Raw genomic sequence first — 19,770 nt, 5'->3', positions numbered from 1 at the left:
TTATAATTGATTTTTGATTTTTATTAATTCTGCTTTTACAGTTTCCAATCTACTAATTATTTCGTGATTGTTTACCACTTTATCTGGATTTCTCTTTAACTTTTGTTTAGCTCCTTCTAAAGTAAAGCCTCTTTCTTTAACTAAATTAAAAATAAGTTTAAAGTTTTCAATATCTACTTTTGTAAATAACCTATTCCCTTTTGCATTTTTTTTAGGTTTAATTACATCAAACTCTTTTTCCCAAAAACGGATCAAGGAAGTATTTACTCCGAAAGCATCAGCAACTTCGCCAATTTTATAGTATCTTTTTTCAGGTAACTCTACGTACATTTTTATTTTTTAATCATACGACTGCCCCTTTTGCTGAGACGCCTTTTGCATTGCTATAAATTCTTCAGGAGTTAAATCGCCATAATAAAAATAAATAGGATTTACTGGTCGTCCATTTTTATGAACTTCATAATGTAAGTGTGGCGCTGCAGAACGTCCTGTATTACCTACATACCCTATCAAATCTCCTCTTTTTACACTTTGTCCTTTCTTAGCCACCATTTTACTCATATGAGCATAAATTGTTTTATACCCATAGCCATGATCTATGTATACTACTTTTCCAAAAGTTGAACTTCTATGTGCTTTAATTACCTTTCCATTTCCTGATGCAAAAATTGGTGTTCCAGTAGGTGACGTAAAATCCATTCCATTATGCATACGCCAAGATTTTAAAATAGGATGTAATCGCATACCATACCCAGAAGCCATTCTTTTTAAATCTTCATTTTTCACAGGTTGTATTGCAGGAATAGAAGCTAGCATCTTTTCTTTTTCTTTAGCTAAATTGACTATTTCATCTAACGATTTTGATTGAACTACCATTTGTTTAGATAAAATATCTAACTCTTTGGTTACATTTTTAATCATGCTACTATTATCAAAACCATCAAGATGTTTGTATCTATTTACACCACCAAAACCTGCTCTACGTTGTTCTTCAGCAATTGGACTTGCCTCAAAATATGTTCTATAAATGTTGTTATCTCTTTCTTGTAATTCAGTTAAAACACCAGAGCTTTCGTCCATTCTTTTTGAAAGTAGTTCATAGTGTAACTTTAAGTTTTCTAGTTCTCTTTTTTGGGCTCTCTCTTTTGGTGTTAATAAAAACTGACTAAAACCTATGAATCCTAAAAAAGCGATTAATAATCCTCCTGTTACCACTAAAAAAGCTTTCTTATATTTTTCGGCTGATCTACTCTCTATTTTTCTATAAGATAACGTCTCTGGATCATAATAATATTTTACTTTCGCCATAATGCTAAATATACTATTTTTGTGCTCTTTAAACGAGCGCCTTTATTTAAGGGTTTATTGTTTGGAAACACACAAATTTACAAAATGTTTTAAAACTACTTATTTAAAGCGGTTTTTTAGTTAAAAATTAACAATTTTAAGATACTGGAGTGGTATGAAATCTCAAGAAGTTAGAGCTAAATTTTTAGATTTTTTTAAATCGAAACAACATGACATCGTTCCTTCTGCGCCTATGGTGCTAAAAAACGATCCTACCTTAATGTTTACCAACTCTGGTATGGCCCCGTTTAAGGAATACTTTTTAGGTAATGCCACACCAAAAAATAATAGAATTTCAGATTCTCAAAAATGTTTACGTGTTTCAGGAAAACATAATGATTTAGAAGAAGTTGGATATGATACCTATCATCATACTATGTTTGAGATGTTAGGAAACTGGAGTTTTGGTGATTATTTTAAAAAAGAAGCTATTGCTTGGGCTTGGGAATTATTAACCGAGGTTTTTAAAATAGATAAAGATATTTTATACGTAACTGTTTTTGAAGGTGATGAAAAAGACGGTACTAAAATGGATCAAGAAGCATACGATTTATGGAAGCAATATATTTCAGAAGATCGTATTTTAATGGGAAATAAAAAAGATAATTTCTGGGAAATGGGTGAGCAAGGTCCTTGTGGTCCATGTTCAGAAATTCATGTTGATATTCGTTCAGCCGAAGAAAAAGCTAAAGTAGATGGAAAATCATTAGTTAATGAAGATCACCCACAAGTTGTTGAAATTTGGAACTTAGTATTTATGCAATACAATCGTAAAGCTAACGGTTCTTTAGAAGGGCTTCCTTCTAAACATATTGATACAGGTATGGGGTTTGAACGTTTATGTATGGTTTTACAAGGAGTTCAATCTAATTACGATACTGATGTTTTTACACCTTTAATTCGTGAAGTTGAAACCATCACTGGGATTGAATATGGTAAAGATGAAAAAATAGATATTGCTATTCGTGTTATTGCTGACCACGTTCGTGCAGTTGCTTTTGCTATTGCTGATGGTCAATTACCAAGTAATAATGGTGCTGGTTATGTTATTCGTAGAATTTTACGTAGAGCTATTCGTTATGGGTTTACATTCTTAAATCAAAAAGAACCTTTTATTTATAAATTAGCAGAAACTTTATCACATCAAATGGGTGCTGCTTTTCCTGAAATTAAAAAGCAAGACACTTTAGTACATAATGTAATTAAAGAAGAAGAAGCCTCTTTTTTACGTACACTAGATCAAGGATTGTTATTATTAGATAAGGTTATAGAAGATACTAATGGAAAAACAGTATCTGGTAAAAAAGCTTTTGAATTATATGACACCTATGGTTTTCCTTTAGATTTAACTCAATTAATTGCTCGTGAAAAAGGATATGAGATTAATGAAGAGGAATTTAATGCTGGGATGAAAGCTCAAAAAGATCGTTCTCGTGCAGCTTCTGCAAGTGAAACTGGTGACTGGGTTACTTTAATAGAAGATGAAACTGAAGAATTTGTAGGATATGACACTTTAGAGGTTGATGTAAAATTAACACGTTACAGAAAAGTTACCACTAAAAAAGATGGTGACCAATATCAATTAGTATTTAACATGACTCCTTTTTATCCTGAAGGTGGTGGACAAGTTGGTGACAAAGGTGCCATTGAAACTCCAAATGGTGATGTTATATACATAACGGATACTAAAAAGGAAAATAATGTAATTATTCATTTTGCTAAAAACCTTCCTAAAAACTTAAATGACACGTTTAAAGCAGTAGTAAATGATGAGTTTAGACGATTATCCGCTAGCAATCACTCTGCTACTCACTTATTACACCAAGCATTACGTGCTATTTTAGGAACACATGTTGAGCAAAAAGGATCATTAGTAAGTCCAAAATACTTACGTTTTGATTTTTCTCATTTTTCAAAGGTTGACAAAGATCAGTTACAAGAAATTGAAGAATTTGTGAATGCTCGTATTCGTGAAAACCTTCCGTTAATAGAAAAAAGAAACATTCCAATGCAACAAGCTATTGACGAAGGAGCAATGGCATTGTTTGGTGAAAAATATGGTGATAGTGTTCGTGCTATTCGTTTTGGACAATCAACAGAATTATGTGGTGGAACTCATGTACAACAAACTGGTGATATTTGGTATTTCAAAATAAAATCAGAAGGAGCCGTTGCAGCTGGAATTCGTCGTATTGAAGCCATTACTAATATAGCCGTAGGTGATTACTTTGAAGATATTGAACGTAATTACACAGAAGTAAAACAAGTATTAAAAAACCCTAAAAACCTTACTAAATCGGTAGTTGCTTTACAAGATGAAAATGCTAATTTAAAAAAGCAATTAGAGCAATTATTAAAAGATAAAGCTAAAAACATGAAGGGTGACATCAAAAACCAATTACAAGAGGTTAATGGTGTTCACTTTGTAGCTACTAAAGTAGATTTAGATCCAACTAGTATTAAAACCTTACTATTTGAATTAGGTGGGGAAATAGATAATTTATTTATTCTATTTGCTTCTTCTGCTTCACCAGAAAAAGCAATGTTAACTTGTTATATTTCTAAAGAACTTGCAAACGAACGTGGGTATGATGCTGGTAAAGTAGTTAGAGAATTAGGAAAGTACATTCATGGTGGTGGTGGTGGACAAAATTTCTTTGCTACTGCTGGAGGTAAAAACCCAGGTGGAATTCCAAAAGTATTAGAAAAAGCAATTGAATACATCGGATAAAACAGATTAAAAATATTTTAAAAAAGGTTCAAAGTTTTCATTTACTTTGAACCTTTTTATATTTGTGAGAAAGAAATAAAGGTGAGCATTTTAAATTTAAGCACTAGAAAACTCTAATCTTGATTTCAAAAAAGACTTCCTTATATTATAATATCAAAGAGTTAATCATGAATTTACAAACTCAAATACCGTTAAAACCTCAACAGCATAATCAATTAGATTATCAATCGGAAGTTGTATTAATTGGTTCTTGCTTTTCTGAAAATATCGGAAATAAATTAACGTATTATAAATTTAAAACGCTACAAAATCCTTTTGGTATTTTATTTCATCCTAAAGCTATTGAAACAATAGTTAATAATGCAATTAACCAAAAAGAATATACTGAACAAGATATCTTTTTTCAGAATGAACGATGGCATACTTTTGATGCTCATTCTTCTTTAAGTTCTCCTAATAAAAACAAGCTATTAAATTGTTTAAATGAAGCAATAAACACAACTTCAAAACAGTTAAAAACTGCCTCACATATAGTTATTACATTAGGTACTTCTTGGGTATATCGATTTATAGAAAGTGACTCTATTGTGGCTAATTGCCATAAAATACCGCAAAAAAAATTTTTAAAAGAAATTTTATCTGTTGAAGAAATTTCAGAAAGTTTAGATGCTATTAATTCATTAATAAAATCAGTAAATAAAAATGCTTCAATACTATATACGGTATCACCTGTTCGTCATATTAAAGATGGTTTTATTGAAAACCAACGAAGTAAATCACATTTATTAACGGCTATTCATAGCATTATTGAGCCTCGAGATAAAACATATTATTTTCCTTCCTATGAAATAATGATGGATGAATTACGTGATTATCGTTTTTACACTGAAGATATGATTCACCCAAATACAACAGCTATAAATTATATTTGGGAAAAATTCAACCAAACTTGGTTTACAAACGATTCTTTACAAACAATGAATCAAATTGAAATTATTCAAAAAGGATTGGCACATAGGTCTTTTAACCCTAATTCAGAAGCACACCAGAAATTTATAATTAATCTTCAAGAAAAAATAAAAATCTTAAAAGACACACACACACATATTTCCTTTTAAAAACATCAACTTTATATTATATACAGGATAAAAAAAGGCAATCTGAGATATTATTTCAGATTGCCTTTTTTATTTTAAACAGTTTCTTAAAAGTAGTTTAAAGATGTTGATCTACATTTCCCCATGGACCACCGTTAATCACGTCAACTCCATGATTAGTTAAAAAATCAGTAGCCTGACCACTTCTTCCTCCACTTCTACAAACAGCAATTACAGGTTTACCCCATGATTTAATTATTTCTACATTTTCTGGTATTGTATTTAAAACAATATGCTTAGCACCTTCAGAATGTCCTTCATTCCATTCACCTAGAGTTCTAACATCTAATACAACTGCTCCTTTCTCTAAGTATTCTTTAATTTCGTTACTCATGTTTTTTTTTCTAAATAAATTAAATAATCCCATTTTATGCTTGTTGGTAATTGTTAAGCAAAAATAATCCGTTTTCTATTAATGTTTTGTAGCTTTTGTTACCTTTAAGTTTCTCCAAATATTCTTTTATGCTACTTTTTATTGAATATTCTTTATCAAAAGCTAACTCTAATAACTCTAACGGTAATAACCAATCGTTTTTAAATTGAGATTCTAGTTGTTCAAAAATATCTTTTATTTTAACTTCAGAAACCGTACCATTTTCCCTCATCTCTCTAACCGAATCATATAATGAATATAATTTCTCATCAGATTCTGAATATGCTATTTTATGAGTTTTGGTTTCTGACACTTTTCCTAAATCTTCAAAAGAGTTTACATCAGCTGGTCCTGCATAGGCAGAAACCACCTCAACACCAACAGCCATATCATATATACCCCAATCAGGATGGAATAATACTTTTTCTCCATATGTTACCGTACAATTTTTAAAAGAAATTAATAAAATCCTCCCTCTTAACTCTCTTGTACCAGTAATAACTTCTCCTTCTACTTTAACTCCTCCTTCAAACTCTAAAGAAACTTGTTTTCCTTCATAAATTCCATAAGCCTCTAAATCTCTAGGACTCATATTTTCAATTGGAATATTAATCCCTTTTAATTTTCCTATTGGACTTCCATACCCTTCAGCATGATAATTTATTCCATGTCCAATTAACTCTTTATCTCTATTTGATAATGCAGTACCTCCAGTTGTTTGAATATAAATAGGGCGATTTTTTTCATCAGATATTACATTTGTAAATACACCAGATATTTGGATACCTGTACTTAATTCAATAGTACCTAAATTATTAGAATCTATTAATTTTTCTACTCCTTTTAATCCACCTGTTCTTATTGCCATTTTATTAGCAAACTGTTCTAAGACTAAACTTAAATGTGCAAAATTTGGAGTTACAAATAATTGTGGTTGTGGTTTAGTGATATCAAAACTTACATCTGCAGCTTCAATTGAATAAGGTAATTTCTTAACCTCTTCCTGTAAACACCCCTTACTTTCACCAATTGAAGATAAAAGACCTGCTCCATAAATTTTTGGATCATCGACAGTACCTATTAATCCGTACTCAACAGTCCACCAGTGTAAATTTCTTATCTGGGCCATCTCAGACAATTCTCCCATATTATCTTGTAGCCATTCAACTTTCTTTTGTGCTTCTTCAATTGCTTCTTTTGAGGCATTAGGGTCTTCCTTTAATATTGATAGCAAACGAATGGCTTCATACATTTCAAAATCTTTAGAAGAAGAAATAGCTTTTGCACCAATTTCTCCAAAACGACGTAAATACTCAGCATATTCTGGATTTGCTATAATTGGAGCATGACCAGCTGCCTCATGAATAATATCTGGCGCAGGTGTATATTCTATATGACCAATTGTTCTCATATCAGAAGCAATAACCAATACATTATAAGCTTGAAATTCCATAAATGCATTAGGAGGTATAAAACCATCAACAGAAACAGCTGACCATCCTATTTCTTTTAATATACGATTCATCCCTTCCATTCTAGGAATATACTCTACTGAAATACCTGTTTTTTCAAGACCTTTTATGTATGATTTATGGGCAACCTTACCCAAATAATCTACATTCATTCTCATTACATAACGCCATACTGCTTGATTTTGCGCAGTATATTCATTATAAGGTTGTTTTACTATAAATTTATGTAAATGTTTAGGTAACTTTTTAGTTACTTCATTCAATTCAAAATGAGCCTCCATAGAATGGTATTTTAACTGCGTAAATTTAAGTTTTTTATGCTTCACAAAAAACTGATATCCGTTAAATTATATATTTTGTATATTTATAGCTAACACAAAAAATCAAAGCATAAAAATGAGAAATAGAGGCGGTTTTAAAATTCGTTTACTTATTGGACTAGTAATCGTTGCGTTTGCATATTTAAAAAAATGTAGTCAGCAAGAAGAAAATCCTTATACAGGAAAAACACAATCTATTAGTTTATCTCCAGAACAAGAAATTGCCATTGGTTTACAACAAGCTCCTTCTATGGCTCAACAACACGGTGGGTTATATCCTGACAACAGATATCAACAGATTGTTGATCAAATTGGTCAGAAATTAGTAAATAATACTGTAGCAAGAAAGTCTGGATACAAATATGATTTTCATTTATTAAAAGATCAAAGAGCTATTAATGCTTTTGCCTTACCTGGCGGTCAAATTTTTATTACTTATGCTTTATTTTCAAAATTAACAAATAGCAATGGTAGCTTGAATGAAAATATGCTTGCAGGGGTTTTAGGTCATGAAATTGGGCATGTTTTAGGCAAACATTCTAATGAAAGAATTACTGAAGCTAACTTTTGGAAACTCTTAACAATGGGAGCTTCTGTTGGTGCTGATTTAGGTCAACTTGCCAATAGTGTTGGTCAAAAAACTTTACTTAAAAATGGGCGTGGTGATGAACTAGAAAGTGACGAATTGGGTGTAAAACTTATGATTGATGCAGGTTACGACCCTCGCTACCTAATAAACGTAATGGAAATTTTAAAAGCTGCAGCTGGACCTAATCGTGTTCCTGAATTTCAAAGCACACATCCTGACCCTGAAAATAGAATTGAAAAAATTAAAGCTGCAATTAAAAAGTACAGCAAATAAAAACTTGCATAGCCATGAAGTAAAACAAATTTTACAGTTATACTTTTACTTTATGGCTATTTTAAAACACATTAAATAGAAACTGCAATTCCTTTAAACACCTCTCTTATTTCAGTAAAACTCCTACCCTGATATACAAATTTATTGATTTTACTTTTCAACTTCGTATTTATAACTAATTCGCTATTATCAATTTCTAATAAGATATTTTGTTTGTGCATTTCCTTAGTTATCTTTCCCATCAAATCGTTATTTTGATATGTATTTTTTAATTCTCTTAGTTTTATAGCGTCTTTGAGTGTTTTTCCGATATAAAAAGATTTCAAATATTTTCTAATCTCTTTTTCTATCCCGCTTTTACCTAATTCTTTTAATCTTAAAATTTTATGAAGACTATTATCTCCTACAACATTATCAAAATTTTCTTCATTTATTGATACTTCTTCCAACTTATCAAATAAAGAAACTCCATGAAGGTTTATATTCTTTATTTCACAAGAACTTTCAAAAGATGTATCAGCATTAAATCCACAAAAAATAAAATTATTAAAATTATTAATCTCACTATTTTTCAAATTCAGCCCACTAAAGTTTAATAATAATGTGAAGTTATCTGGAACATCCATTAAATAAAAGTTAGAGATAAAACTTCCTTCTTTATCTCCAAAAACAACTTTAATTAAATGATTAAAGTTTTCATTGCTATACTTCTCTTCATTAGAGTAATATTCACATAACAATAAAAACAAATTACTTATTGCCTTTTTATCAATAAACTTTAACTCTTCTCTATTTTGTTTTATATCATTAATTAACCCTCTTATAAAAACATAAAAATTATCTTTAGAAAAAGAATTATCTAAATTAACTTTATCAATAATACCTTTAGCTATGATAGAATTATAATTAGCTTCAAAAGCTAAAACTCTTATTAATTCATTACTAATTTCTATAAATGGTTCCTTTTTCAACAAGCTAAAAACACCAGTAACACAAAATTCAGATGCCAAAAATCGGTATATAAAAACATAATAATCATCTTGTTTTCTTATAAAAGGATGGTCTCTTAACCCTTTTGCTACTTTTTCAGAATTACTTATAAAATCAATTTGATTAACTATTTCTAATATTTCTTCTTCTCTTATTCTACCCATTTTTTCTATCGCCATAAGGGTAAAAAAAGCTACTTGACTATCAATACTTAAGTCATAACCATACTCATGTTTTTTTATCCCCTCCCTATTAAATGTTTGTTGAATAATAAAATCTAACCTATGGTTTGATAGTAAATAATTTGAATTAAACATCTCGGAATCAACCTCAAAATTCTCTTCAGAATTCATAAAATCAAGAACAACATCTAAAACAAAAGGAGGATATACATATTCATTACCCTTCTCTTTTTCCATTACAAATTCATGTAACAACGAAAGCCCCCTTTTTATTTTTGAAGGAGAAACCCCATTTAATGAAAAATATTTTTCGGCTAATTTTTTATTAAAAGGCATTAAATTATAAACAACAATAGCATTTCCATTACCATTAATTTTGTTTAAAAAAGTTTGAATATCTTTTACATATAAATCTCTACTGGTTAAGAGTATTTTCCCTTTTCCTATTTTCTCCCCTAATTCAGATAATTTAATTAAAAAAGAATCTAAGTTAAAACTTGTAATTGTTGACACTATTTCATCTACACCATCAATTATCATTAAAATATTTCCATAGTTAAAGTTATTATAAAACAACTGCTCATCTATGCTATTCCCTTGACTATGGCATTTCTTAAAAATAGAATACAAATCATATTCAGTTTCATCTGAAAAATCAGTATTCTTAAAACTTTCAATAAAAGCATTAGCTTCTATAAAAAGAACCAAATGTTTATATTCATTTTCTTTATTAATTAATTCATCATGTATTTTTTCAACTAAAGTTGTTTTTCCAATTCCTCCAGGCGCTTCAATGATTCCTATAGAAGGTGAACGCTCTTCAACAATCCAATGTAAAATATCTACTAAATGAATACTATTTGTTTCATGTTTGATTACTGGCGATACAAAATCATCAATCCCTAAAATTGGTAATTGATTAATATCATTTAGTGTTTCTTCAAACAAAAATTCTCCAATATAATACACGTTTTCTATCCTTATCTTATCTTTAAAAGTATCTAATACTTTTCTAGTTTTATGATTAGGGTTTTGAGGTACTAAAAGATTAATGTTTTTAAGTGGATATTTTTTTGAAAGGCCTTTCACATAAGCTATTGTAGAAATAGTTGAAAAACCATTTTTTAAAACTATATAAATAATTTTAACATCCATTTTATTTATATAAAATAAAATGGTTTTTTGTTGATTATTCTCTAGAAGTATTTTATGTTCAAATCCTTTACGAATACTTATTAAACTCTCTTTTATGTTTTCTGTATCAACTTTAAGTTGAGATGTATTAGACGACATAAAATTAACCACTAGATTTTCTGAAAACTCTTGAATATTTTTTTTATCGGTATCTAAGTTATTATAAACCCTAAACCGTTTATTTTTAATTCTATTTAAATTATTAATATACGGATTGAACGCTAATGTTTTAGATTTATAATTGTTATGCAATAACGTTTTAAACAAAACACAGCTTTCTTCTTCTATTAAATTTTTTTGAATGTATTGATTAGATATAATAATTAAATAATGATTAATATGACTAATACTTTTAACATCCTTAACTAGCACCAAATAATCAAAAAAACGATGATCTTTTAATTCATCATATAACTTTTTAGATGTAATATAAATGTTAATTCCCTGTTTTAAAAGACTTGAAACAAGTGTGTGGACATTTTCCATTTCATCATTCTCAAATGAAATTCCCAAAGAAGCAAAACTAGAAATCTTATTAATTGGTAAAACACCTAAAACATTATCAATTATTTCGATAACTTTAAGTATTTTAGGAATATCTGGAGTATCAAAATATAACTTTTGATAGATAGCCTCATAATCAATAAAATCTTCTTTTACATTTAAACTAAGTCCTTTTGTTTCTAATAATTTAGAAATTTCATTTATAGTTCCTTTATTTAATGATTTCACATCTTTTAAAAAGAAAAACTTTAAGTGCTTATGGTTTTTATGTAAATCGTTTTTTAAATACTTATTTATAGTAGAGATTATTTTTATTTTACTAAAAGTTGAAGTAATTTGAAGCGCAATTTCATTTTCATTATCCAAAGCATCAACTGCTGCAAAATTTAATGATTCTTTATTAGCGTTTATAAATTTATATCCATAAACGGTGTTTAAAATTTCTATCGCTGTGTTCTCTAACAATACTTGTAACCCAAAATCATTAACCGCATTTTCTATTTTCATTTTAGATTTTAAAAGTCCAAAACGCGTACTCAAACTATTAAATAATGTAGGTAAATTCATTTATTTGAAATCATTAATTTTATATACATTTTTTAATCTATTGCCTTCTAATAAGAATAAATAAGAAACAATTTTTATCACATAAGTAGTCTTCTTATATTTTTATGTAATAGTCAAAATTCTTTTCACAACGATTAATAATTTATAAAAATAACTATTTTACAGTACCTCTTTTATTATTTATATAAATTTTTCCTGTTGATGCAGTAAAAATCTATTTTCAAATCCATTAATTCATCTCATTCATTTATACAAATACTAATTTCTTTCTTACATTTACCATTCAATTCTTAAAATAATGAACAAGAAAGTAATTTTAATGATACTTGATGGTTGGGGAATTACACAAGACCCTAAAGTATCTGCTATTTACAATGCCAAAACTCCTTTTATTAACTCATTATATGACCAATATCCGAATGCCGAACTACGGACAGATGGAGAACATGTAGGATTACCTGAAGGTCAAATGGGTAATTCAGAAGTTGGACATATGAATTTAGGGGCAGGTAGAATCGTATATCAAAATCTTGCTAAAATTAATAAAGCAATAACAGAAGGAACTTTAGCGAATGAGCCTGAGTTATTAAAAGCTTTTGAATATGCTAAAACAAATAATAAAAATGTTCATTTTTTAGGATTAGTATCTAATGGAGGAATACATTCTCACATTAATCATTTAAAAGGACTTTTAACAGCCGCAAACGACCATGATTTAAAAAACGTGTATTTACATGCTTTTACTGATGGGCGTGATTGCGATCCAAAATCAGGTAAGTTTTTCATCAATGACATTCAAGAACACATGAAACAAACCACTGGTGAATTAGCTTCTATAACTGGACGCTATTATGCAATGGATCGTGATAATCGTTGGGAACGTATTCAATTAGCTTATGATGCCTTGACTCATGGAGATGGTATAAAATCTTCTAATGCAGAAAAAAGCATTCTTACTAGTTATGAAAATGGAGTTACTGACGAATTCATAAAACCAATTATAATGGTTGATGAAAATAATAGCCCTAAAACTTGTATTAAAGACGATGATGTTATTATTTTCTTCAATTTTAGAACCGATAGAGGTCGTCAACTAACAAATGCTTTAAGTCAAAACAATTTCCCTGAACTTAACATGAAAAAGTTACCTCTATATTTTGTTACAATGACAAACTATGATGAAACTTTTACCAATATAAATGTAATTTACAATTCTAAAAATATAGAAAACACTTTAGGTGAAGTTTTAGAAAAAGCAAATAAAAAACAAATTAGAATTGCAGAAACAGAAAAGTATCCGCATGTTACTTTTTTCTTTTCTGGTGGGCAAGAAAAAAAGTTTGAAGGAGAAAAACGATTATTATGCCCATCGCCAAAGGTTGCCACTTATGATTTAAAGCCTGAAATGAGTGCTTATGAAATAAAAGATGCTATTGTTCCAGAATTAAAAAAAGGAGATGTAGATTTTGTTTGTTTGAATTTTGCAAATGGAGATATGGTAGGTCACACTGGTATTTTTGACGCTGCTGTTAAGGCTTGCGAATCCGTTGACCTTTGTGTAAAAGAAGTAATTACAACTGCATTAGAAAATGATTATACTACAATTTTAATTGCTGATCATGGTAATTGCGAAACGATGATTAATCCAGATGGAACACCACATACTGCTCATACAACAAACCCTGTTCCTATGATTTTAATTGACAAAGAATTAAAATCAATAAAGAATGGAATTTTAGGAGATATTGCCCCTACAATTTTACAATTAATAGGAATTAATAAACCTAAAGAAATGACACAACATTCTCTTATCTAAAAACATATCTTTTTTATGAAAAAAATACTTTTTATTTTATCCTTTATATTAATAAGTTCATGTGCTTCAGTCCCTAAAAAACCAGCGACTAAAGATAAAGACGGTAATTTAACTGGAATAGCAACTCGTAAAGACTTCCAACAAGAACCTTACGGAAGTGATTGGTTTAATGATTTCTATTCTTATTATGAAATTGAAAAAGCAACTGCTCAAAAGTTAGAAAAAAACTTAAATGGGATTAAAATAAAAGCATTTATGGGAACATGGTGTGGTGATAGTAAACGTGAAATCCCTAATTTTTACAAATTATTAGACGAAGCTAAATTTAATTATAAAAAGCTTGAAATGATCACTGTAAATCGTCAAAAAAAAGCAGACGGATTAGAAGATGGCTTTAATATAATTCGTGTTCCAACTTTTATCTTTTATAAAAACGGGAAAGAAATTGGTCGATTCGTAGAACATGCTCTTGATGGCTCAACGATTGAAGGTGATATTTTAAAAATAATATCAGGACAACCTTATAAACATCCATATCAAAAATAAACGTAAATTTGCGCTTCAATATTTTTCAACATGATCAAACCAAAAACTAGAGAAGAAATAGAAATAATGCGCGAAAGTGCTTTAGTTGTTTCAAAAACATTAGGTATGCTTGCTAAAGAAGTTAAACCTGGTGTAACCACATTACATTTGGATAAATTAGCTGAAGACTTTATTCGTGAGCAAGGCGCTATCCCTGGTTTTTTAGGTTTATATGATTTCCCTAACACACTTTGCATGAGCCCTAACTCTCAAGTAGTACATGGGATTCCTAATAACACTCCTCTTCAAGAAGGAGATATTATATCAATAGACTGCGGTGCTATAAAAAATGATTTTTATGGAGATCATGCTTACACTTTTCCTGTAGGTGAAATTGCTCCAGAAACTCAAAAATTACTAGATATAACTAAAGAAAGCTTATATGTTGGTATACGTGAATTAAAAGTTGGAAATAGAGTTGGAGATGTTGGTTTTGCTATACAAAATTTCACAGAAAAGCATGGTTACGGTGTTGTTAGAGAACTTGTAGGTCATGGTTTAGGTAAAAAAATGCACGAAGACCCTGAAATGCCAAATTATGGACGTAGAGGTCGAGGGAAAAAATTTATTGAAGGAATGGTTGTTGCTATTGAACCAATGACTAATTTAGGTACTCATAAAATCCGTCAACATAATGATGGTTGGACTATTACTACTTTAGATGACAAACCTAGTGCTCATTTTGAGCATGATGTAGCTATAGTAGATGGTAAACCAGAATTACTTTCTACTTTCAAATACATATATGATGCTTTAGGTATTGAAAGTAACGAAGAAGATGAGTTTAGACAAAAACCTTTAATATTATAATAAAAGTGTCTTTTTTTAAAGCTATTTTAAATACTATACCTAGACCTATTTTAATAAAAGCTAGTTACTGGGCAAAACCCATTATTTCTTGGTGGTTAAAGGGTGATAATTATACAGATCCTATTGACGGAAAATCTTTTCGAAAATTTTTACCCTACGGATATGGTGTACAACGAGAAAATGCTTTATCTCCTTCTACCTTATCATTAGAAAGACATCGTTTATTGTGGTTGTATTTACAAAATGAATCTACTTTTTTTTCTTCAAAAAAAAAGTTTAGAGTATTACATATTGCCCCAGAACAGTGTTTTTTAGACATTTTTAGAAAACAAAAAAACTTAGAATATATTACTTCTGATTTAGAATCACCGATAGCAGATGTAAAAGCTGATATCTGTAACTTACCATTTGAAAACAATTCATTTGATGTTATTTTTTGTAACCACGTTTTAGAACACATTCAAGATGACACAAAAGCCATGAACGAACTTTTCAGAGTTATGAAAACTGGTGGCTTTGGTATTTTTCAAATCCCTCAAGATCTAAATAGAGAAACTACTTTTGAAGACGATACCATTACCGACCCAAAAGAACGGGCTAAAATATTTGGTCAATACGATCATGTTCGTGTATATGGTCGTGATTATTTTAACAAACTTCGATCTATTGGTTTTCAAGTTGATGAAGTTGATTTTACAAAAAAAATCGCTCCAGAAAAACTAGAACGATTTGCTTTAATGAAAGGTGAAATTTTACCCGTTTGTTTTAAAAATTAATTTATAAACTCCTGTAACTTATTATTCTTATCATTGTATAATAAAACAACCTTCAATTCAGGATGCTTTAACAAAAATTCTTTTGTTTTATCTAAACCCATTGCTAAAAACGCAGTGGCATAAGCATCTACATCAGCGCAATCTCCTTTTAAACGAACTGAAACACTTAACAAATTACTTTCTTGCGCTAAACCAGTTTTTGGATTCACTGTGTGCACAATTTTCTCCCCTTCTTCATTCATTTTGTATTTTCTGTAGTTTCCTGAAGTAGCCATAGATTCATCATCCAATTCAATTATTTTTTGAAGTGATCGTATACCATCAACATTTGGTTTTTCGATAGCTACCTTCCATAATTTACCTTCCTTTTTACCTCTTGCTCTAATTTCACCTCCTATTTCTACTAAATAATTATTAATCTTTTTACTCTCCAAAAACCACCCAATAACATCAATACCATATCCTTTAGCAAAAGCGTTCACATTAAATTCTATATTAGAAGTTTCCCTAAATACCTTTCTATTCTCTAGTTTTACTTTATCAAAACCTACCCCCTTCATAAGTCCTGTAATTTCTTCTGAACTCAAATTCTTTTTCTCTTTTCCCGATCCAAAACCATACGCATCAATTAAACGACCTATCGTAGGATCAAAATACCCATTAGTTTCTTTATGAATTCGTTTAGCTTTTTCAAAAACATCTACAAACATATCATCTACCACTACCGTTGAGTCACCTTTATTTATTTTCGATATATCAGAAGTAGGCATATAGGTAGATAACGAATTATTAACTAAATTAAATAAACTATCAATCGATTTTTGGTAATTTGTCTTATCTAAATAGGTAATATGATAAGTAGTTCCAAAAACAACTCCTTCGAGCTTAACAATCTCTTTTTGCTTTTTTTCACTACATCCAAAAAGAACAAATAACACTAGTGTACTTAAATAAAAACTCTTTTTTAGCATCAGTTAAAATATTTAAGCACAAAAATAATAGTTTCAATCTTCATAAAAGATTGTTAATTATCTTTTTTGTATTCCCATTTTTATAACTTTGCTTTATAATATTCAATCAAAGTAAATTTAATTTAAGATGAAAAAAGCATTTCTATTATTTGTACTAACCATATTAATAGCTTCTTGTGCTTCTACTAAAGAAATGGAAGCTTTAAAAGCTAAACATGAAAAAACACAAGAAGAATTACTTGCTGTAAAAACAAATTTAACAAAGTGTTTGGTTGAAAAAGAACGTTTTCAAGAAAAATCAAGTATCCTACAAACCACTGTTAATGACTTACGTAAAGACAAAAGTGAAACTCTAAAACAAGTAGGAAATTTAACTGTTTTAACTCAAGGAGCAAATGATAACATTAAAGAAACTCTTGCTCAATTAAGTAAAAAAGACAAATACATTAATAGAATTAGAGCAGCTGCCTCTAAAAAAGATTCATTAAACTTAGTTGTTGCTTTCCATTTAAAGAAAGAATTACAGCAAGGAATTGATGATGAAGATATTGAAGTGAATGTTGAAAAAACAGTAGTTTTTATTTCAATTTCTGATAAGCTTTTATTTAAAAGCGGTAGTTATACTATAACTGATAAAGCTTCTAAAGTATTAGAAAAAGTAGCAACAGTTGTTAATGCTCAGCCTAAAATGGATGTAATGATAGAAGGTCATACTGATGATACTCCTATAAAAGGTTCTTCAGTTTTAAAAGACAACTGGGATTTAAGTGTTAGACGTTCAACTGCAATTGTACGCCAATTACAAAATAAATACAACGTAGCTCCTAGTAGATTAATTGCTGCAGGTAGAAGCAGTTACGCTCCTTTAACCACTAATGATTCAGCTGCAAACAAATCAAAAAACAGAAGAACAAAAATTATTATTCTTCCTCGTTTAAACCAATTCTTCGAATTATTAGAGCAAAAAGCTGAATAATAAACAAAACATATAAATAAAAAACTGCCTAATGGCAGTTTTTTTTGTTTTAATAAAATTCTCGTTCTTTGCAACTTTACATTTTAATAACTTCATGCTAACAAAACTATTACCTAAAAGATTTCAGCTAGCTAAAACATTTGTACTAACCATACTTTTTTTTGCTTTCGTAATTAGATGTTCATTATATTTTTTAACGCTAAATACAATTGATTTTTCTATTATTAATCTATTCAAAATATTGGTTATAGGAATATTTTATGATATTGGTGTACTATCATATGTATTACTACTTTACACTATATATCTATTAATAATACCTAAGAAGTTCCATGGAAGTAAACTTGATAAACTCATAACAAAATTCACCTACGGATTATTATTATTTGTTTTTATATTTTCTTTTTTAGCCGAAGTTCCTTTTTGGCAAGAATATCAAAGAAGATATAACTTTATTGCTGTCGATTATTTATTATACACCTATGAAGTAGTTGAAAACATACATCAATCATTTCCTATTCCTTTGTTAGTAGGAGTTATTGTTTTAATATTAATAATCAGCATAAGATTTGCTAAAAAAAGAAATGCATATAAACTTACATTTGAAAGTGATGATTCTTTTAATAAAAAAATAATCCCTGCATTTTTCGCTGTTCTAATTTTTTCATTATTCCATTTTAAAGTTAAAAATACCAATGCAGAAATTTTTGACAATATCAATGAAAGTGAATTAGCAAAGTCTGGTCTATTTTCTTTCTTTGCTGCTTACAAAAGTAATGAGCTTAATTATAAAGAATTTTACGACACTATTTCAAAAAAAGAAGTATACGGCATATTAAGAAAAAACATAAAAGCCTCAAATGATAGTCTTATAAATTATGAAGGCATTAAAAGACATACAATTAATTTAGGAGAAGAAAAAAAACCAAATATAATATTTATTGGTTTAGAAAGCTTGAACGCTAGATTCATGACCACTTTTGGTAACGATAAAGTATGGACACCAACATTAGATTCTTTAGTTGGAGAATCAATATTTTTCAACAACTTATATGCTACAGGAACTCGAACTATAAGAGGTATAGAAGCTATTAGTTTATCAATTCCACCTACACCAGGAAGAAGTATTGTAAAACGTGAAAACAACGAAAACCTTTTTACCATAGGGGAAGTATTTAAACAAAAAGGATACTCTCGATCATTTATCTATGGGGGTGATGGCCATTTTGATAATATGACCGATTATTTTAGTTATAATGGATTTGATATTGTTGACAGAAGAAAATTACATCGTTTAAAAAAGAATTTACCTACAAAAAGAACAAGAATTGAAGATAAAGAAACAACTTTTGAAAATGCTTGGGCTATTTGTGACGGTGACCTTTTTAATAAGGTTATAAAGGTAGCTGATAAACAACACAAAGAGCAACAACCTTTTTTCAATTTTGTAATGACAAGTTCTAATCACAAACCACATACATACCCTGAGAACATCATAGATTTGCCTCCAGGTGTAGATATAAGAGGGTCTATGAAATACTTAGATGAAAGTTTGAGACGATTTTTAGCAGAAGCAAAAACAAAACCATGGTTTAAAAACACAATTTTTGTTATCATGTCAGATCATTGTGCTTTTAGTGCTGGTAGAACAGAAATAAATGTAGAAAATCATCACATACCAGCTTTTATTTTCAACATGAAAGAAAATAAGCCAACTGTAATAAATAAGCTTTCATCACAAATAGACATCTTCCCAACCCTATTCGGATATTTAAACTGGAGCTATACTTCAAATCTTTATGGAAAAGATATTAATAAAATGAACCCAGAAGATGAGAGAGCACTAATAGGCAACCATAGAAAAGTAGGATTATTAAAACCTGGTAAATTATTATTACTTGAAACTCAAAGAGGTCATGTTTTTTACGACTGGAATAAATTGAAAAATGAAATTACACCTATTAAAACTGACTCTACATTTTTAAAAGAAACAATTTCATACTATCAAGCTGCTTATGAAATGTTTAAAAATGAAAAACTCAAATTAAACTAACCTACTATTTGTCAATCAAATAAATAATCGTACTTTTGCAGTCCTTTTTAAAGGAAAATTTATTATTATTAATCATTTGACAAA

At 29.2% G+C, this 19,770-nt stretch carries 15 protein-coding genes; 9 read left to right on the top strand and 6 right to left on the bottom strand.

What is annotated here, in order from left to right:
- Entirely contained in the window at positions 1-330 is a 330-nt protein-coding gene (locus tag ACKTTQ_RS14190; protein WP_093870165.1) for a MerR family transcriptional regulator, read from the bottom strand.
- Between the two features lie 9 nt (positions 331-339).
- Positions 340-1,308: a M23 family metallopeptidase gene (locus ACKTTQ_RS14185; protein WP_113787549.1), complete on the bottom strand. Its 969-nt coding sequence runs from the start codon at positions 1,306-1,308 to the stop codon at positions 340-342.
- A 154-nt stretch (positions 1,309-1,462) separates the two neighbouring features.
- Between ACKTTQ_RS14185 and alaS the strand changes: the two genes are divergently transcribed.
- Both alaS and ACKTTQ_RS14175 read left to right on the top strand, forming a co-directional pair.
- Entirely contained in the window at positions 1,463-4,078 is a 2,616-nt protein-coding gene (gene alaS / locus ACKTTQ_RS14180) for an alanine--tRNA ligase (protein WP_299135441.1), read from the top strand.
- Between the two features lie 167 nt (positions 4,079-4,245).
- Positions 4,246-5,196: a GSCFA domain-containing protein gene (locus ACKTTQ_RS14175; RefSeq protein ID WP_408049568.1), complete on the top strand. Its 951-nt coding sequence runs from the start codon at positions 4,246-4,248 to the stop codon at positions 5,194-5,196.
- A gap of 97 nt (positions 5,197-5,293) precedes the next feature.
- Here ACKTTQ_RS14175 and ACKTTQ_RS14170 read toward each other — a convergent pair whose 3' ends face one another.
- Together ACKTTQ_RS14170 and ACKTTQ_RS14165 are read right to left on the bottom strand one after the other, a co-directional pair.
- Positions 5,294-5,569 (bottom strand): rhodanese-like domain-containing protein, encoded by a 276-nt coding sequence (locus ACKTTQ_RS14170; protein WP_113787609.1) that lies wholly within the window; start codon positions 5,567-5,569, stop codon positions 5,294-5,296.
- A 34-nt stretch (positions 5,570-5,603) separates the two neighbouring features.
- Positions 5,604-7,361 (bottom strand): aromatic amino acid hydroxylase, encoded by a 1,758-nt coding sequence (locus tag ACKTTQ_RS14165; protein ID WP_093870161.1) that lies wholly within the window; start codon positions 7,359-7,361, stop codon positions 5,604-5,606.
- A gap of 115 nt (positions 7,362-7,476) precedes the next feature.
- On the opposite strand from ACKTTQ_RS14165, the gene ACKTTQ_RS14160 reads away from it, so the two are divergent.
- Positions 7,477-8,262, top strand: a complete 786-nt coding sequence (locus ACKTTQ_RS14160; protein WP_299135444.1) for a M48 family metalloprotease — start codon at positions 7,477-7,479, stop codon at positions 8,260-8,262.
- Between the two features lie 71 nt (positions 8,263-8,333).
- On the opposite strand, the gene ACKTTQ_RS14155 is transcribed toward ACKTTQ_RS14160, so the two are convergent.
- Positions 8,334-11,699 carry an SMEK domain-containing protein gene (locus ACKTTQ_RS14155; RefSeq protein WP_093870159.1) on the bottom strand — a complete coding sequence of 1,122 codons (3,366 nt, stop codon included), beginning with the start codon at positions 11,697-11,699 and terminating at the stop codon, positions 8,334-8,336.
- Between the two features lie 298 nt (positions 11,700-11,997).
- Between ACKTTQ_RS14155 and gpmI the strand changes: the two genes are divergently transcribed.
- From gpmI to ACKTTQ_RS14135, 4 genes are read left to right on the top strand one after another with little or no spacing between them, the layout of a single operon-like run.
- Positions 11,998-13,515, top strand: a complete 1,518-nt coding sequence (gene gpmI / locus ACKTTQ_RS14150) for a 2,3-bisphosphoglycerate-independent phosphoglycerate mutase (RefSeq protein ID WP_408049567.1) — start codon at positions 11,998-12,000, stop codon at positions 13,513-13,515.
- A 15-nt stretch (positions 13,516-13,530) separates the two neighbouring features.
- On the top strand, positions 13,531-14,061 hold the full coding sequence (locus ACKTTQ_RS14145) for a TlpA family protein disulfide reductase (RefSeq protein WP_408049566.1): 531 nt from the start codon (positions 13,531-13,533) through the stop codon (positions 14,059-14,061).
- Positions 14,062-14,091: 30 nt separating this feature from the next.
- Positions 14,092-14,910, top strand: coding sequence for a type I methionyl aminopeptidase (map, locus tag ACKTTQ_RS14140; protein ID WP_093870156.1), 819 nt, complete (start codon positions 14,092-14,094; stop codon positions 14,908-14,910).
- Positions 14,911-14,915: 5 nt separating this feature from the next.
- Positions 14,916-15,686 (top strand): class I SAM-dependent methyltransferase, encoded by a 771-nt coding sequence (locus tag ACKTTQ_RS14135; protein ID WP_093870155.1) that lies wholly within the window; start codon positions 14,916-14,918, stop codon positions 15,684-15,686.
- On the opposite strand, the gene ACKTTQ_RS14130 is transcribed toward ACKTTQ_RS14135, so the two are convergent.
- The gene (locus ACKTTQ_RS14130; protein ID WP_408049565.1) at positions 15,683-16,657 is read right to left on the bottom strand and encodes an FAD:protein FMN transferase; all 975 of its coding nucleotides are present in this window, start codon (positions 16,655-16,657) and stop codon (positions 15,683-15,685) included. The genes ACKTTQ_RS14135 and ACKTTQ_RS14130 overlap by 4 nt on opposite strands.
- Positions 16,658-16,784: 127 nt before the next feature.
- On the opposite strand from ACKTTQ_RS14130, the gene ACKTTQ_RS14125 reads away from it, so the two are divergent.
- Positions 16,785-17,633 carry an OmpA family protein gene (locus ACKTTQ_RS14125; RefSeq protein ID WP_093870153.1) on the top strand — a complete coding sequence of 283 codons (849 nt, stop codon included), beginning with the start codon at positions 16,785-16,787 and terminating at the stop codon, positions 17,631-17,633.
- Positions 17,634-17,664: 31 nt separating this feature from the next.
- Positions 17,665-19,686, top strand: coding sequence for an LTA synthase family protein (locus ACKTTQ_RS14120; protein WP_408049564.1), 2,022 nt, complete (start codon positions 17,665-17,667; stop codon positions 19,684-19,686).
- Positions 19,687-19,770: the final 84 nt, after the last annotated feature.

The sequence above is a fragment of the Tenacibaculum halocynthiae genome (assembly GCF_964512825.1).
GTDB lineage: Bacteria > Bacteroidota > Bacteroidia > Flavobacteriales > Flavobacteriaceae > Polaribacter > Polaribacter halocynthiae.
Note: the sequence above shows the minus strand (reverse complement) of the source record. Positions and strands in the feature narration are given on the sequence as shown.

Excerpts from the sequence above, each read along its gene's own strand:
- gpmI (WP_408049567.1), top strand. The coding sequence starts at position 11,998 with ATGAACAAGAAAGTAATTTTAATGATACTTGATGGTTGGGGAATTACA.
- ACKTTQ_RS14160 (WP_299135444.1), top strand. The coding sequence starts at position 7,477 with ATGAGAAATAGAGGCGGTTTTAAAATTCGTTTACTTATTGGACTAGTA.
- ACKTTQ_RS14130 (WP_408049565.1), bottom strand. The coding sequence starts at position 16,657 with ATGCTAAAAAAGAGTTTTTATTTAAGTACACTAGTGTTATTTGTTCTT.
- map (WP_093870156.1), top strand. The coding sequence starts at position 14,092 with ATGATCAAACCAAAAACTAGAGAAGAAATAGAAATAATGCGCGAAAGT.
- ACKTTQ_RS14125 (WP_093870153.1), top strand. The coding sequence starts at position 16,785 with ATGAAAAAAGCATTTCTATTATTTGTACTAACCATATTAATAGCTTCT.
- ACKTTQ_RS14175 (WP_408049568.1), top strand. The coding sequence starts at position 4,246 with ATGAATTTACAAACTCAAATACCGTTAAAACCTCAACAGCATAATCAA.
- ACKTTQ_RS14165 (WP_093870161.1), bottom strand. The coding sequence starts at position 7,361 with ATGGAGGCTCATTTTGAATTGAATGAAGTAACTAAAAAGTTACCTAAA.
- ACKTTQ_RS14190 (WP_093870165.1), bottom strand. The coding sequence starts at position 330 with ATGTACGTAGAGTTACCTGAAAAAAGATACTATAAAATTGGCGAAGTT.
- alaS (WP_299135441.1), top strand. The coding sequence starts at position 1,463 with ATGAAATCTCAAGAAGTTAGAGCTAAATTTTTAGATTTTTTTAAATCG.
- ACKTTQ_RS14185 (WP_113787549.1), bottom strand. The coding sequence starts at position 1,308 with ATGGCGAAAGTAAAATATTATTATGATCCAGAGACGTTATCTTATAGA.
- ACKTTQ_RS14170 (WP_113787609.1), bottom strand. The coding sequence starts at position 5,569 with ATGAGTAACGAAATTAAAGAATACTTAGAGAAAGGAGCAGTTGTATTA.
- ACKTTQ_RS14155 (WP_093870159.1), bottom strand. The coding sequence starts at position 11,699 with ATGAATTTACCTACATTATTTAATAGTTTGAGTACGCGTTTTGGACTT.
- ACKTTQ_RS14145 (WP_408049566.1), top strand. The coding sequence starts at position 13,531 with ATGAAAAAAATACTTTTTATTTTATCCTTTATATTAATAAGTTCATGT.
- ACKTTQ_RS14120 (WP_408049564.1), top strand. The coding sequence starts at position 17,665 with ATGGCAGTTTTTTTTGTTTTAATAAAATTCTCGTTCTTTGCAACTTTA.